This is a genomic window from Streptomyces sp. NPDC051064 (assembly GCF_044455985.1).
In the GTDB taxonomy this organism is placed as follows: Bacteria; Actinomycetota; Actinomycetes; order Streptomycetales; family Streptomycetaceae; genus Streptomyces.
Map to the genome: position 1 here is coordinate 558,769 of NZ_JBITFK010000003.1, position 14,609 is coordinate 573,377.

Here is a 14,609-nt window from a genome sequence, read left to right on the forward strand (position 1 = left end):
GATGACAGGACACCCGACGGTGGACGGAAGCGTGCGGCCGGGCTGGGAGGCGGTACGGGAGGCCTTCGCACAGGGCCAGACGCAGGATCCCGGTCACGCCCAGCTTGCCGTGCACCACCACGGCCGGCTGGTCGTGGACCTGTGGTCCACGGGGGCGGCGGCCACCGGCGCAGGGGGCCCAGGCACGGGGGCCCCGGGCCCCCGGCCGTTCGGCCCGGACTCCGTCGGCGTCCTGATGTCGGTCTCCAAAGCCCTGGTCGCCGTCTGCGCCCATCTCCTCAGCGAGCGCGGCGTCCTGGACCTGGAGGCACCGGTCGCCCGCTCCTGGCCGGAGTTCGCCTCCTCGGGCAAGGCGGAGACCACGGTCGCCGACCTGCTGGCCCACCGGGCGGGCCTGCCCGCGTTCACAGCCGACCCCGGGGGGACACCCGTGCCCGGCCTGCTCGACGCCGCGGCGCGGACACGCGCGCTCGCGGCGATGCGGCCCGTATGGCAGCCGGGGTCGGCGTTCCTCTACCACGCGCTGACCTACGGGCATCTGGTCGGAGAGGTCGTCCGCCGGGTGGCGGGACGGAGCGTCGGCCGGCTGTTCGCCGACGAGGTGGCCGGGCCGCTGGGCCTGGATCTGTGGATCGGCCTGCCGCAGCGGGAGGAACACCGGTTCATACCTCAGTCCACCGGACCGCCGCCCACAGCGGAGCGGATCGCGGCGGCTGTCGGAGGGCTCGGCCTGGCGCCGGACCACCCGCTCGGCACCTCGCTACGGGCCTCGGCCGCCGAAGTGGCCGGTGTGATCGAGGCGTTGGGCCGCAGGGAGGGGCGGGCCGCCGGGATACCGGCCGCCGGCGGCATCGGGAACGCCCGATCCCTCTCCCGGCTGTACGCGGCACTCATAGGCCGTGTCGACGGCATACGGCTGCTGTCACCCCGGACCCTGGACCTTGCGCGCACTCCGCACACCGACCATCTGCCCCAGCCCGCGCCGCTGCACCGGTTCGACGGCCCCGACCGCTCCCGCTTCGGGCTCGGCTTCGAACTGCCCCGCCCCGGCGAGCCCCTGCTGGGAACCGGCTCCTTCGGGCACGCCGGCGCGGGCGGCCGCCTCGGCATGGCCCACCCGGAGAGCGGACTCGCGGTCGGCTACGTCTGCACGGCGATGACCTGGGAGCCGTCGGCCGGCCCCGACCCGCGCTGGGTGCCTTGGACGACGGCTGTCAAGGAAGCGGCGGGACTCTCCGCCCCGGCCTGACACCGGCGCAGGCCTCCGCGAGGGGCAGCGTGGGTACCGGCGGCACCGCCGGTACCCACGCTCCTCTCAGCCCTTCGCGTCGAGCGCGAGCAACCGCATGATGTCGTCGATGGGCTGCTCCATGTCCGTCGTACGGTCGATGAGCCACTGGAGCTGGATACCGTCGGCCACCGCGAGCAGCAGCACCGCCAGCCGGTCGGCGGGGATCTCCGTCGTCATCCGCCCCTCGTCCATCCGCGCCTGGACGTAACCGGCGACCCGCTCACGCAGGACCGGATAACGCTCCGCGAAGTGCGCGTGCGCCGGGTGCTCGGGGTCGCCGGCCGCCGCCGCCATGGAGACGAACAGCTCCACCAGACCCGGGGTCTTCGCCCCCTCCCGGATGATCTCGCGGTAGCTCTCCGGGCTGGTGCGCTCATCCTGCCGCACCCGGGCGGTCTCGTCGCGCATCCGGAGGACCTGCGTGAGCAGATCCTCCTTGGAGCTGAAGTAGTGCATCAGACCGGGCAGGCTGAGGCTGCACTTGGCCGCCACCTTGCGCAGCGAAGTGCCCCGGTATCCCTCGGTGGCGAAGATCTCCAGAGCCGCCTGCAGGATCTCGGTGCGCTTCGCCTCGCCCTTTTCGTACGGGCCCCGTTTCGCCATGCCCAGCAGCCTAACCGGCACTGCGGACACGGGCGGGCCCGGCCGCCGGGAGCCCGTCGGGCGCGCCGGGCCCCTCCGGGATGCGGCCGGCCCGGGCGAGCGAGCCGAGCCATCCGGCGGACGGCTTGGGCGTACGCGCGAAGGTCTGCGCATCGACCGCGATCAGTCCGAACGTCGGCCGGTAGGAGCCCCATTCGTAGTTGTCCAGGGCGCTCCAGTGCAGATAGCCGCGGACGTCGATCCCGTCGCGCATGGCCGAGGCCAGGCTCGCCAGGGCCCCCGTGGTGTACGCGATGCGCTGCTCGTCGTCGGCCGTGGCGATGCCGTTCTCCGTGACCATGACCGGGACGTGCGGCCCGACGACGTCCGCGGTGTGCCGTACGGCCTCCCCCAGCGCCTCGGGGTAGACCTCCCAGCCGGTGAGTGTGGTGGGAGCCCCCTGCGGGACGGGCAGCGGGCCGTCCTTCCCGATCCGGTGCCGGGTGTAGGCCTGGACTCCGATCCAGTCGTCCTCGCGGGCGGCCTCCAGGTAGATGTCCTCCCGTGGCCGGGCGTACGCCGCCATGGCCTCCTCCGCGCCGGGTTCGGCCTGGTAGGCCTGGTTGGCGACCGTCCACCCCACCTGGAGCGTCGGGTCGGCGGCCTTCAGGACGGCGGTGGCGGCCCGGTGGGCGCGGATCAGTGCCTGCGCGACGGAGGCGTCCGGCTCCGCGGAACCGAGGTCGAGCTCGGCACCGGTCGGCTCACCGCCCGCCGACCGCCCGGTGCCGTCGTCCGCCGCGAGGCCGGCACCGCGGATCAGGGTGTGCATCAGCGCGATCATGTTCGGTTCGTTGATGGTGGCGACGTGCCGGACGCCCGGCAGGAGGATCTCCGCGGCGACGCGCGCGTACGAGGCGAACAGGTCCGCCGAGTCGGGCGAGGCCCAGCCGCCGAGGGTGCTGAACCACCGCGGGGAGGTGAAGTGGTGCAGGGTCACCACCGGCGTCAGCCCGCGCTCCAGTGCTCCGCGCACCATGGCGCGGTAGTGCGCGACGGCAGCCCGCGACACCTGTCCGCGCTCGGGCTCGACACGGGCCCACTCGATGCTGAACCGGTAGGCGTTGAAGCCGAGTTCGCTGAGCAGGTCCATGTCCTCGGGCCAGCGGTGCAAGCTGTCGGCCGCGTCTCCGCTGCGCTCGGCGACGAAGGTGCCGGGCCGGTTCTCGATGGCCCACCAGTCGCTGGACACGTTGTTCCCCTCGACCTGGTGGGCGGAGGTGGAGGCGCCCAGCAGGAAGCCATCCGGGAGTGCGAGTCCTGGCCCGGTCGGGGGCGTCATAGAGGAGCTCCTTCCGCAGCGGGGCGGAGGACCGCGTGAGCCGGCCCCCGCCCCGTGAAAAGCGTTCATTGATCGGTTTTCGTGTTAGCGTACAGGCGCACCTGGCCTGCAGGAAGAGGCAACGGCCTCAGCGCCCCACCGCAGGAGCCCGGTCAGCGCATCCGCAGAGAGCAGCCGGTGGAGGAGACCATGAACGCCGTCATTCCCCAGCCCGAGCGGCAGGACGCGGCCGCCCCCGGCCCGGGTCCGCACGCCACGGGTCCGTGGCGGATCCACGCGGCGGACGACCGCCTGACCGCGATGGCCGGGACCGTACGGACGCTGCTCGAACCCCACCTGGGCAACCGCACGGACACCGCGGCGGCCACCCTGACGCTCGCCCTCGACGAGGCACTCGGGCCGCAGGGCCGGACGGTGGGCGTCGCCCCCTGTGGGGCCGCCGAACCCGTCGACGAGTCCTACCGCCTCACCGTCACCGGGTCCGGCATCACCTGCCTGGCGGCCACCCCCACCGGCGTGTTCCGGGCAGCGGCCACCGCCCTCCAGCTCATCGCCACCTCCACCGGCCCCATCCCCTGCCAGGAACTGAGCGACGCTCCCCGCTTCGCCTGGCGCGGCCTCCTGATCGACCCGGCACGCCACCACCTCACCCCCGGAGAGGTGCGCCGCGTCATCGATCTGGCGGCGCTCTACAAGCTCAACGTGCTGCACCTGCACCTCACGGACAACGAGGGCTGGCGCCTCAAGATCCCCGGCACCCCCGGACTCACCGCGGCCGGGCCGGACGGCGCCCCGCGCGACTTCTACACCGCCGAGGACTGCCGCGCCCTCCAGCAGTACGCCGCCGAACGCTTCGTGACGGTCGTCCCGGAGATCGACCTGCCCGGCCACTGCGCCACCCTGCGCGAGGCGCTGCCCGGACTTCCGGACGCACCGGCGCCCGAGGGCCTGAAAGGACGCTTCCCGTACGTCCCACCGCTCGACCTCGCCGACCCGGGCACCCGGAAGGCCGTGGCGTCGGTCCTCGCCGACGTGTGCCGCCTGACCGACGGCCCGTTCGTACACGTGGGCGGCGACGAGGCGTTCGGGGCGACCCCGGACAGCTTCGCGCACTCGGTCCGTGAACTGCGCTCGCTGGTACGTGAGTCGGGGAAGCGTCCACTGGCCTGGCAGGAGTCCTCACGCGCCGGGATCGGCCCGGACGACATCGCGCAGTTCTGGGTGGACGTGCCGATGATGGATCTGCCGGACACCCCGGAGGAGCTCGCCGGCCGCCCGGAACTCCTCGCGGCGGGCCACACCCCCGAGCTGATCGCGGCACTCAAGCGGTTCTTCGCCCCCAGCGACCACGATCTCTCCCGCATCCTCGAAGGCGGCGGCCGCGTACTCCTGTCCCCGCAGTCCCACCTCTACCTGGACCGGGCGTACGCCCCCGAGGTGGTCCCGCCCGCCCAGGCCGCGACCGCGGCACGCGTCGGATTCCCCGCCTACCGGCCCCTCGGCGTCCGGCACACGGCCGCCTGGGACCCCGCCTCCCACGCGGTCCCCGACGACCACGTCGCCGGCGTCGAGGCGACCGTCTTCGGCGAGTCGGTCGAAGGGCTCGACGACGTCACCGTCCTGCTGCTGCCGCGCCTGCCGTCCGTCGCGGCGGCCGCGTGGACCGGGAGGGCACCCGGCTGGGACGACCACCGCGTCCGGGTCGCCCGCCACGCGCGTCTCTGGCAGCAGCGCGAGCTCACCTACCTCGCCTCGACGGAGATCCCCTGGGCCGAGTCGAACTCGCACGGCGTGCGCCCTTAGCGGTCGCCCTGCCGCGTCCTTCGCACCCCGCCCGTCCCGACGCCTCAAGGTGCCTCCTCCGACCGGCCCGCGTCGAGCTCGGCGGCCCCGGCTTCCCAGCGCAGGCGCCGCTCGGTGCCGGGCTGTTCCCACCACGGCGTGCCGCGTTCGCCGAGCGCCACCTTCGCCGTGTGCACCCGGCTTCGCGCCACCGCCTCGGCCGCCGTGTCCTCGTTCCGGCGCGCGGCTGCCACCGCACGCCGGGCCGCCATGAGGTGACGGCGCGGACCGGCGGCGACCTTCTCGGGAATCTCCGGGCCCGTCGCCCGCCGGCGCCGGCCGTTCACGACGATGTACCGCGCGACGTGTGGCCTCCACACAGCCTCCCCCTTCGGAGGGACAAAGCAGCAGGACCGTTTTCGGCGTCGGCGAACGGTTACCCGCCTTGTATGGACGAGACTTCTCGAATCGATGACCGCGGTCGTACCGGTGACACTGCGCGCCGGGCGGTGCGCCGCATGCTGCCGTCACCGCTCGGCCCCGGCCGCGTCCTCCGGGGCATGGACCGGCTGGAGCGAGCCTCCGCGCTCGACTCGGCGGTCGGACTGCTGAGCAACCGCGTCCGGGCACTTCCCCTGGGCTCCTGGCGGGACGTGCTGCACGGACGCTGGCTGGGCCACCCCGTCCACCCGGTACTGGTGGAGGTGCCGATCGGCACCTGGTTCTCCGCTGCGGTGCTCGACTGCCTTCCCGGGCAGGGACGCGCAGCGGGTGTCCTGATCGGCGTGGGGATCGCGGCTGCCGCGCCGGCGGCCGTGACGGGCTGGGTCGACTGGGCGGAGCAGGGGCCGCGGCAGAAGCGTGTAGGGCTCGTTCACGCAGCCGTGAACGGCACGGCCGTGGCCTTGTACGGCGGGTCGCTGGTCGCTCGCCTCCGCGGGCGCTCCGGTCTGGGGAAGGCTCTCGGGCTCGCGGGACTGTCGGTGGTCGGTGTCGGCAGCGCACTCGGCGGCCACTTGGCGTACCGGCAGGCGTCGGGGGCCAACCACGCGGAATCGGTCGCGAACACGGTGGGCGCCGGGTGGCACGAGGTCGGCGCCGTGTCCGACTTCGAGGTCGGCCGGCCGGTCCGACGCCATGTCGACGGAGTGCCCGTCGTGGTCGTCCGCGAGAGCGGCAACGAGGTGCACGTGCTCGCCGATACGTGCAGTCACATGGGAGGCCCGCTGTCCGAAGGCACCGTCAGCGACGGCTGTGTGCGGTGCCCTTGGCACGGCAGTGTCTTCCGGCTGGCCGACGGCTGGAACGTGGGCGGGCCCGCCACCGCGCCCCAGCCGGCCTTCGAGACGCGGGTTGTCGGCACTCGCGTGGAAGTCCGGCTGATGAGCGGCAGCTGACCTCGCGGTCACCACAGCTACCGGATCTGCACTCGCTCGGCCTGAGGTCCGCGCTGCCCCTGGACGACGTCGAAGCAGACGGATTGGCCCGCCGCGAGCTCCGTGCAGGTGCCTTCCATGATGGCGGAGAAGTGGACGATGATCTCCGGTCCACCCGCACTGGGCAGAATGTAGCCATAACCTTTTTCACTACTGAATGCCTGCACTGTCCCGTTGAACACACTTGCCTCCGACGCAAGGAAGGGGAAAATCCCCTTCACATTAAGGCTCGTGGCCGACGCAGTCGGGTAACACACCCCGCGGACATGGCGACAGCGTCTCCCGCCCCCGGAGCAGTGACCAGACAAGTGGGCAGACGGGCGTCACCCCCGCAGGTGCATTGCGGCGCGGACCACTGCCCCTCGGTTAATGATCAGGCGGGAAAGGGCAGTGGGAAATGCGTAAATCACCATAGAGGGAGAAGTCATGGCAGTTTCCACCCCTGGCTACACCGTCCCCGGCCTCAGCACCAAGGAGGGCAAGCAGCTCATCTCGCTCCTGAGCACGCGCCTGCACGCCCTCAACGATCTGGCGCTCACCCTGAAGCACATCCACTGGAACGTGGTGGGTCCTCACTTCATCGCCGTCCACGAAATGCTCGACCCCCAGACAGCCGCCGCGAGGGTCATGGCCGACGACACGGCGGAGCGCATCTCCACGCTCGGCGGTGAACCGCAGGGCACCCCCGGCGCCCTGGTGGCCGGGCGTACCTGGGAGGACTACAGCATCGGCCGCGCCGACGCGCTCGCGCACCTCGGCGCCCTGGACCTCGTGTACACCGGCGTCATCAAGGATCACCGAGCGGCAGCGTCCAAGGCCGGTTCGATCGATCCGGTCACCGAGGACCTCCTCATCGAGCACCTCCGTTCCCTGGAGCAGTTCCAGTGGTTCGTCCGGGCTCACCTGGAAAGCACCGGCGGCTCTCTCTCCACGGCCGGTGCCGCGACCGAGCAGCAGGCCGCCAAGGCCGCGTCCCCTGCCCGCAGGACGGCCACGAAGCGGCCGGCCGGCCGGGCCGGCAAGTCCAAAGCCTGACGACGGGCTCCCTGCCGCGGAGGAGACCGATCATGGCCACCCGTACACGTGAGACGCCACCGGGTATCGCACCCAGGAGCATCCGGTTGCCGGCGATCGTGCTGGGCGTGGGACTGGGCGGGTTCGTCGACGGCATTCTGCTGCACCAACTGCTCCAGTGGCACCACATGCTGACCGGTACGAACGACGACCGGATCGGGGTGAAGTACTACTCACCGAACACGGTGTCAGGGCTGGAGATGAACACCGTGTGGGACGGCGTCTTCCACGCGATCTGCTGGGTGGCGGTCCTGCTCGGCCTGGGCATCCTCTACAACCGCGTCACGCACAACCGGCGCCGGGTGTGGACCTCACGTGTGCTGTGGGGCTGGGTCCTCGCGGGGTGGGGCCTGTTCAACATCGTCGAGGGGCTCCTGGACCACCAGATCCTCGGCATCCATCACGTCCACGGCGGCCCCCACCGGATCTGGTGGGACATGGGCTTTCTGCTCCTGGGCGCCCTCCTTCTCGTCGTCGGCCATCTCGTGCGGCGCGGCGGCAAGCCCTTCGCCCCGGACGCACCCGAGCCTCCCGGGAGTTCCGGGCAGCGCGTCTGATGGGCGGCGACGCGCACCCCACGCATGACCACGGCCGCGGTGGCAGCAGTGAGGTGTGGGAGGTTCTTCTGCCCCTCACCGCTGTGCTTCTGCTCGCCGGCGCCTACCTCCTCCTCGTTCACCGGGCGCACGGACGCAATCCCGTGCGGAGGTGGAGCCGGTGGCGGACGGCCGGCTTCCTGACCGGATGCGCACTGCTCGGTGCGGCGCTGCTCCCGCCCGTGTCCACGTTCGCCCACCAGGACTTCCGCGGGCACATGGCACAGCACCTGCTCATCGGCATGTACGCGCCGCTCGCCCTGGTCCTCGGAGCGCCGGTGACTCTCCTGCTGCGGACTCTGCCCGCCGCGCGGGCCCGGCGTCCGACCGGCCTCCTGCACCGCCGACCGGTGCGCGTGGCGACCCACCCGGTCTCCGCCCTGGTGCTGAGCACCGGGACTCTCGCGGTGCTCTATTCCACGCCCGTGTACAACGCGACGATGGACGCACCAGGGCTGCACCGGCTGGTGCTCGCCCATTTCCTGTTGTCCGGGTGCCTGTTCGCCCACGCCATCGCCGGCCCGGACCCTGCCCCTGGCCGACCGGGCGTGCCGGCCCGCCTGGTGGCGCTCGGCGTCGCCGTCGCGGCGCACGCGACGCTCTCCCAGCTGATGTACGGGGGGTTCCTGATCGACGTGCGCGCGCCCGTCAGCCAGGTGCAGGGTGGGGCGGAGCTCATGTATTACGGCGGCGACATCGCCGAACTGCTGTTGGCAGGTGCCCTTGTCGCAACCTGGCGGCCTTCACCCCGTCGCGGCGCACGGACGGTCGCCGTGCACCAGAGCCTCCCTGCCCTTGGCCGCCTCTTGCTGAAGCCGTTCATGCGGCCTGGATGAGCTCTGCACGCCCGAACAGCAGCGCGTATCCGGAAGGGAGTTGGGCGAGGATGCGGTCGAGGAGACCGGAGCCTGCGAGATGGCCGACCGTGGTGAGGACGGCTCCGGTGTCCCACCGCGCGGTGGCGGGGGTGCCGCCTGTGCGAGCTGCGAGGTCCTTCACGAATCCCCAGCCGGTGAGCGGTTCGGGGTCGGGGATCTGTGCGGTGAGGGGGAGGGCGGCTTCGTCGGGCAGGCGGGCGGCGAGGTCGGCGCGTTCGGCCCCGGTCAGCTGCCGGCCGAGTCCGGACAGCACGGCATGGGTGACGGCCTCGGCTCGTTCGCGCGTGGGGTACGCGCCCTCGTACCTGATCCGTTCCAGCATCTGATCGAACGTCATGCCCGCTGTGGCACGGATCGGTTCATGCAGGAAGCGCATCGGTGGAATGCCTTTCTGGACGGGGCGGCTGCCGCTGTGACCGGGCGAGGACCGGCAGCCGCGCTGCGGTTGAGTAGCTGCTCAGCGACGTCGGGTGGCCGACGACAGGCTTGACCTGAGGCTCACCCGCCGCACAGGGTGCCGAGCACCGAGGAGCGGCCTGCGGAGCCGCGCCTCCCGCGCTCAGCTTTCCTGCGGGCGGGTGGCACGGGTGCGTTCAGGTGCCGAGCTGCCTGTGGTCGGACTTTCCGCCGATGACGATCTTGCGGGGCTTGGCCCGCTCGGCGATCGGGATCCGCAGGGTCAGCACCCCCGCGTCGTAGTCGGCCCTGATGCGCTCCGTGTCCAGGGTGTCAGCCAGGACCAGCTGCCGGGAGAAGACACCCAGCGGCCGCTCGGAGAGCTCCATCTGCACGTCCTCGCCAGTGGTGACGGGACGGCGCTCAGCCTTGACGGTGAGCATGTTCCGTTCGACGTCGATATCGATCGCGTCCTTTGCGACACCGGGCAGGTCGAGGGCGATCACGTACTCCTCGCCCTCGCGACAGGCGTCCATCGGCATCGCCGACGGCTTGGACCAGGTGCCGGAAACGCCCGTGAGCTGCTGGGCGAGACGGTCGAGTTCGCGGAACGGGTCAGTGCGCATCAACACTGCGAAAACACCTCCACTGGTCAGGCAGAAACTGCCAATGCGCTTCGTCTGACACCGTTGTAGCATGTCATCCAAAGGATGACAACCTTGCTGTCATCCTTCGGATGACAGCAGTAAGGAGCTTTCATGAACCCATCCCCCTCGGGTGGCGAGCCGACATCCTTCGCCGCGGCCGCAGCAGCGCTGAACGCCATCGATGAGGCCGTTCAGGCCGCGCGGACACCAGCACCCGGACCGCACCCGGCAGAGGGCGAGCAGGCGGATTCCCAGCAGGCTGTGGCTGCGCTGCTTCTCCTGCGCGAACTGCGCGAACAGCTGGCCGGATGGGAGCCGGGGCTGATCGAAGCGGCCCGCGCTGCGGGTACCAGCTGGGCCGACCTCGCTCACCCTCTCGGGGTCGCCAGCCGCCAGGCGGCCGAACGCCGCTACTTGCGCGTGCGTCCCGGAGCTCCCGGCACCACCGGCGAACAACGTGTGCAAGCCACCCGCGACCACCGCGCCGCCGACCGCACCGTCACCACGTGGGCTCGGGAGAATGCCGCCGACCTGCGGCAGCTCGCCGGCCAGATCACCGCCCTGACCGACCTCCCCGGCACCTCGACCGCCCGGCTCGCCGCCGCCCTCGCCGACAACGACGTGGTCAACCTCATCGTTCCGCTGACCGATACCCGCCGGCACCTGACAGCCGACCACCCCGACCTGGCCGCCCGCATCGACACCGTCACCCGTCACACCGACCGACTCCGCCAGGACAGCGACGACAAGCGGACCTCACTCCGACCCGGCACCGAGGAGCGGGCTCGGTAGCTTTTTCCTCCGCATCCGGTGTCGCGGGGACCTGCCCTCCTTTCGCGGACCTATGGTGTCCGGTGATGAACAGCGTGGAAGCGACGCGTGCACACATGCTGGGGGATCTGATCGCTGCGAGTCATCTGATGACTCTGGAGCAGCTGCCCGGCACGGTGGCGTCGCACGCTGCCGGGGCGGGCTGGCCTCAGGTGCGGATCTATCTGGCCGATCTGCAACAGGAACGGCTGTATCTCCTGGCCGGCAACGTTGACGTCGGCCCCGGCGATGCCGATGTTCCGGCTGAGCTGTCCGTTGACGGGACGGTGGCAGGGCGGGCCTTCCAGCTGGGGAAGGTGTTTCCGGCCTCGGCCTCCTCCAGGGGGCAGTGGTGGGTCCCGCTGCTGGACGGCGCCGAGCGTCTGGGCGTGCTACGGGTCGGCGTGCCGGGCTCCCAGGTCGAGGCGGACGAAGATCTGAACAGGCTCGCCGGGCTCGTGGCCCTCCTGCTGGAGAGCAAGCGTGGAACGAGCGATTCCTACTCCCGGTTGGTCCGCCGCCGGCGGATGAGGGTCGCTGCGGAGATGGAGTGGCAGCTGATGCCGCCACGGACCTTCGCCACCGACCGTGCCCTGATCAGTGCGGTCATGGAGCCGGCCTACCAGGTGAGCGGAGATGCCTTCGACTACGCCCTGACCGGCGAGACCGTGCATCTGTCGGTCTTCGACGCCATGGGGCACGACACCGCCGCCGGCTTGACCGCCAACCTCGCCCTCGCGGCGGCCCGTAACCACCGCCGCCAGGGCGCCGGTCTACTCGAGACGGCCGAAGGCGTCGGCGAGACCCTCACCGAACAGTTCGCGGGCAGCCGCTACGCCACGAGCATCCTGGCCGACCTGCACCTCACCACCGGCGTGCTGACCTGGACGAACTACGGCCACCACCCACCGGTCGTCATCCGCGGCCACCGTACCGTCGTGCACCTGTCCTGCCCGCCCGTTCCTCCCCTGGGGACCGGCCTGGGCATGCCCGGCACCCTGCGCAGCGACCAACTGGAACCCGGGGACCGCCTGGTGCTCTACACCGACGGCATCACGGAGGCGCGCGACCGGGAAGGGCAGGAATTCGGCCTGGACGGCCTGACCGACTTCCTCATCCGCCACCACGCCGACGGCCTCCCCGTCCCCGAAACCCTGCGCCGTCTGATCGGGCACCACCTGGCGTACCACCTCGGCCGCCTCGACGACGACGCCACCGTGATGCTCCTGGAGTGGCACGGCCCGACCCCGTACCAGCCGGCGCAGCTGCAGGCGCTGACGGGTCTGCCCCGCTCCTCCACCCCGGAGACGATCGCCTCCGCCTGGGCCCAACAGCCCACAGCCCGCTGAGGACGGGGACAACTGACAGTCGCCGTCGGCTCGCCCTTCCCCCCGGGGGCGTTTCGTCAGCCCTGTTCAGTGTCTGGCAACCGCCTCGGCGGGCACCAGGTATGCCTCACGTGCGGGCAGGCGGTGGTACGGATCACTCCCGGCGCCGTCGCTCCCTGCTCGTGACCGCCTGCAACACCAGCACATGAGAGGAACGTCAGATGAAGGTCTCCGACTACGTCCTGCACCGCCTGCGCGAGTGGGAGGTCGACCATGTGTTCGCCTACGCGGGCGATGGCATCAACGGGCTCCTGTCGGCGTGGGGCCGCGCCGAGAACAAGCCGGAGTTCGTTCAGGCCCGGCACGAGGAGATGGCCGCGTTCGAAGCCGTCGGCTACGCCAAGTTCTCCGGCAAGGTCGGCGTGTGTGCCGCGACCTCGGGGCCCGGCGCGATCCACCTGCTCAACGGCCTGTACGACGCGAAACTGGACCACGTCCCCGTCGTGGCGATCGTCGGGCAGACCAACCGCAGCGCCATGGGCAGCTCCTACCAGCAGGAGGTCGACCTGCTGAGCCTGTACAAGGACGTCGCCTCCGAGTTCTGCGAGATGGTGACGGTTCCCGAACAGCTGCCCAACGTCCTCGACCGGGCGATGCGCACCGCCTGCAGCAGGCGGACGGTGACGGCCGTGATCATCCCGGCCGATGTCCAGGACCTCGACTACTCCCCGCCCACCCACGCGTTCAAGATGGTGCCGTCCAGTCTCGGCATGCCCTCGTACGCGCCGGTCCCGGCCGACGCGGAGCTCACCCGCGCAGCGGAAGTCCTGAACGCCGGCGAGAAGGTCGCCCTCCTCATCGGCCAGGGCGCGCGAGGCGCCCGGGCCGAGGTGCAGGAACTCGCCGACGTCCTCGGGGCCGGTGTCGCCAAAGCGCTCCTCGGTAAGGACGCTCTGCCTGACGACCTGCCCTACGTCACCGGAGCGATCGGCCTGCTCGGCACCCGGCCCTCCTACGAGCTGATGCAGGACTGCGACACACTCCTCATGGTCGGTTCCAGCTTCCCCTACAGCCAGTTCCTGCCGGAGTTCGGCCAGGCCCGCGCCGTCCAGATCGACATCGACCCCCACAACGTCGGAATGCGGTACCCGTTCGAGGTCAACCTCGTCGGGGATGCCAAGGAAACCCTCAAGGCACTGCTGCCGCGGCTGAAGCGTAAGAAGCACGGCGCCTGGCGCAAGAAGATCGAGAAGGACACCGCCCGCTGGTGGGACGTCATGGAGCGGCGAGCCGCCGTCGAGGCGGACCCCGTCAATCCCGAGTACGTCGTACACACCCTTGATGCGCTGCTGCCCGACGACGTGATCCTGGCGGCCGACTCCGGCTCGGCCGCCAACTGGTACGCGCGCCATCTGCGCATCCGCGGGACGATGCGCGGCTCCCTGTCCGGCACGCTCGCCACGATGGGACCTGGCGTGCCGTACGTCATCGGCGCCAAGTTCGCCCACCCCGGGCGCCCGGCCATCGCGATCGTCGGCGACGGCGCCATGCAGATGAACGGCATGGCCGAACTCATCACCGCCGCCAAGTACTGGCAGGAGTGGCAGGACCCGCGGCTGATCGTCGCCGTACTGAACAACCAGGACCTCAACCAGGTCACCTGGGAGATGCGCGCCATGTCCGGCGCCCCCCAGTTCCTGCCCTCCCAAGCGCTCCCCGACGTGCCCTACGCCGACTTCGCCCGGTCCATCGGTCTCGGTGGCGTCCGCGTGGAGAAGCCGGACCAGGTGGAGGCGGCATGGAGGGAGGCACTCGGCTCCGACCGTCCCTTCGTGATCGACTTCCGTACCGACCCTGCCGTACCGCCCATTCCCCCGCACGCCACCCGGGAACAGGCCGAGGCGGTCGTCTCCTCCATCGTCAAGGGAGACAGTGACCGCGGCGGCTTGATCAAGCAGGGGCTCAAGGCCAAGGTGCAGGAAATGCTCCCCGGACATCGCCACCGCGACGACGCCCCGGGCACGCAGACCGGGGGGTGACGTCGGCGCCGGCCGGGGCAGTCCCGCTCATCCAGGCCGGAAAGTCCGGCCGGGGTACTCACAGGAACACCACCTCGCGAGGACGCAGATGGTGAGCGAGCTCCTCCGGCGGCAGGACCGCCGCCTCCTCCGCACCCGGCCCCAGCGCCCGGATCTGCGAGGCGAAGGCTTCCACAACGTGCCGCTCACGGGCCTGGATCCCGGCGGGCAGGGTGAGTCACGCCGCCTGGTCCCAGGGCACCCGAGGGTCCTCCGGGCGCGCCCAGTGCCACAGCCGGACGGGGTACTCGGCGAGCGGCACACCGGCCTCGCGGGCCGCGGACCGTCCCGCCGGTGTCCCGCCGGGCGGGGTGCGCTCGGATCGCGAGCGCCGGGTTTTGCGCGTGTGATGGGGGTAGCCGTTCATCT

General features: G+C 71.3%; 15 protein-coding genes. 9 read left to right on the forward strand and 6 right to left on the reverse strand.

The features are described from left to right. The first annotated feature begins 1 nt into the window (after position 1). Complete coding sequence (locus tag ACIBCU_RS14310; protein ID WP_362933250.1) at positions 2-1,249, forward strand: serine hydrolase domain-containing protein; 1,248 nt, start codon at positions 2-4, stop codon at positions 1,247-1,249. Between the two features lie 66 nt (positions 1,250-1,315). Here ACIBCU_RS14310 and ACIBCU_RS14315 read toward each other — a convergent pair whose 3' ends face one another. Then, positions 1,316-1,894 (reverse strand): TetR/AcrR family transcriptional regulator, encoded by a 579-nt coding sequence (locus ACIBCU_RS14315; RefSeq protein WP_399231524.1) that lies wholly within the window; start codon positions 1,892-1,894, stop codon positions 1,316-1,318. A gap of 10 nt (positions 1,895-1,904) precedes the next feature. Beyond that, entirely contained in the window at positions 1,905-3,215 is a 1,311-nt protein-coding gene (locus tag ACIBCU_RS14320) for a glycoside hydrolase family 1 protein (protein ID WP_399231526.1), read from the reverse strand. Between the two features lie 189 nt (positions 3,216-3,404). Here ACIBCU_RS14320 and ACIBCU_RS14325 point away from each other — a divergent pair, with 189 nt between their 5' ends. Continuing rightward, positions 3,405-5,018 (forward strand): family 20 glycosylhydrolase, encoded by a 1,614-nt coding sequence (locus tag ACIBCU_RS14325; RefSeq protein WP_399231528.1) that lies wholly within the window; start codon positions 3,405-3,407, stop codon positions 5,016-5,018. 44 nt (positions 5,019-5,062) lie between these two features. Here the strand turns inward: ACIBCU_RS14325 and ACIBCU_RS14330 are convergent, their stop codons facing one another. Beyond that, the gene (locus ACIBCU_RS14330; RefSeq protein WP_399231530.1) at positions 5,063-5,377 is read right to left on the reverse strand and encodes a hypothetical protein; all 315 of its coding nucleotides are present in this window, start codon (positions 5,375-5,377) and stop codon (positions 5,063-5,065) included. Between the two features lie 138 nt (positions 5,378-5,515). On the opposite strand from ACIBCU_RS14330, the gene ACIBCU_RS14335 reads away from it, so the two are divergent. Further along, entirely contained in the window at positions 5,516-6,394 is an 879-nt protein-coding gene (locus ACIBCU_RS14335) for a Rieske 2Fe-2S domain-containing protein (RefSeq protein WP_399231532.1), read from the forward strand. A gap of 17 nt (positions 6,395-6,411) precedes the next feature. On the opposite strand, the gene ACIBCU_RS14340 is transcribed toward ACIBCU_RS14335, so the two are convergent. Further along, positions 6,412-6,654: a cold shock domain-containing protein gene (locus tag ACIBCU_RS14340; RefSeq protein WP_362933265.1), complete on the reverse strand. Its 243-nt coding sequence runs from the start codon at positions 6,652-6,654 to the stop codon at positions 6,412-6,414. Positions 6,655-6,859: 205 nt separating this feature from the next. Between ACIBCU_RS14340 and ACIBCU_RS14345 the strand changes: the two genes are divergently transcribed. Genes ACIBCU_RS14345 through ACIBCU_RS14355 form a run of 3 tightly spaced genes read left to right on the forward strand, consistent with a single transcriptional unit; the run spans position 6,860 to position 8,939 of the window. After that, on the forward strand, positions 6,860-7,468 hold the full coding sequence (locus tag ACIBCU_RS14345; protein ID WP_362933268.1) for a DNA starvation/stationary phase protection protein: 609 nt from the start codon (positions 6,860-6,862) through the stop codon (positions 7,466-7,468). A gap of 32 nt (positions 7,469-7,500) precedes the next feature. Further along, the gene (locus ACIBCU_RS14350; protein WP_362933271.1) at positions 7,501-8,064 is read left to right on the forward strand and encodes a DUF2243 domain-containing protein; all 564 of its coding nucleotides are present in this window, start codon (positions 7,501-7,503) and stop codon (positions 8,062-8,064) included. Further along, positions 8,064-8,939, forward strand: a complete 876-nt coding sequence (locus ACIBCU_RS14355; RefSeq protein ID WP_399231535.1) for a cytochrome c oxidase assembly protein — start codon at positions 8,064-8,066, stop codon at positions 8,937-8,939. Before ACIBCU_RS14350 ends, ACIBCU_RS14355 begins: the two co-directional genes overlap by 1 nt. Here the strand turns inward: ACIBCU_RS14355 and ACIBCU_RS14360 are convergent. Together ACIBCU_RS14360 and ACIBCU_RS14365 are read right to left on the reverse strand one after the other, a co-directional pair. Next, complete coding sequence (locus ACIBCU_RS14360) at positions 8,923-9,357, reverse strand: DUF2267 domain-containing protein (RefSeq protein ID WP_399231537.1); 435 nt, start codon at positions 9,355-9,357, stop codon at positions 8,923-8,925. The genes ACIBCU_RS14355 and ACIBCU_RS14360 overlap by 17 nt on opposite strands. Before the next feature lie 217 nt (positions 9,358-9,574). Next, the gene (locus ACIBCU_RS14365; RefSeq protein WP_362933280.1) at positions 9,575-10,009 is read right to left on the reverse strand and encodes an Hsp20/alpha crystallin family protein; all 435 of its coding nucleotides are present in this window, start codon (positions 10,007-10,009) and stop codon (positions 9,575-9,577) included. A 126-nt stretch (positions 10,010-10,135) separates the two neighbouring features. Between ACIBCU_RS14365 and ACIBCU_RS14370 the strand changes: the two genes are divergently transcribed. The 3 genes from ACIBCU_RS14370 (at position 10,136) to ACIBCU_RS14380 (ending at position 14,201) form a co-directional block, all read left to right on the forward strand. After that, the gene (locus ACIBCU_RS14370; RefSeq protein ID WP_362933283.1) at positions 10,136-10,816 is read left to right on the forward strand and encodes a type III effector protein; all 681 of its coding nucleotides are present in this window, start codon (positions 10,136-10,138) and stop codon (positions 10,814-10,816) included. A gap of 65 nt (positions 10,817-10,881) precedes the next feature. Then, on the forward strand, positions 10,882-12,183 hold the full coding sequence (locus ACIBCU_RS14375) for a PP2C family protein-serine/threonine phosphatase (protein WP_399231539.1): 1,302 nt from the start codon (positions 10,882-10,884) through the stop codon (positions 12,181-12,183). Positions 12,184-12,383: 200 nt separating this feature from the next. Continuing rightward, positions 12,384-14,201, forward strand: a complete 1,818-nt coding sequence (locus ACIBCU_RS14380) for a thiamine pyrophosphate-requiring protein (protein WP_399231541.1) — start codon at positions 12,384-12,386, stop codon at positions 14,199-14,201. The last annotated feature ends 408 nt before the right edge of the window (positions 14,202-14,609 follow it).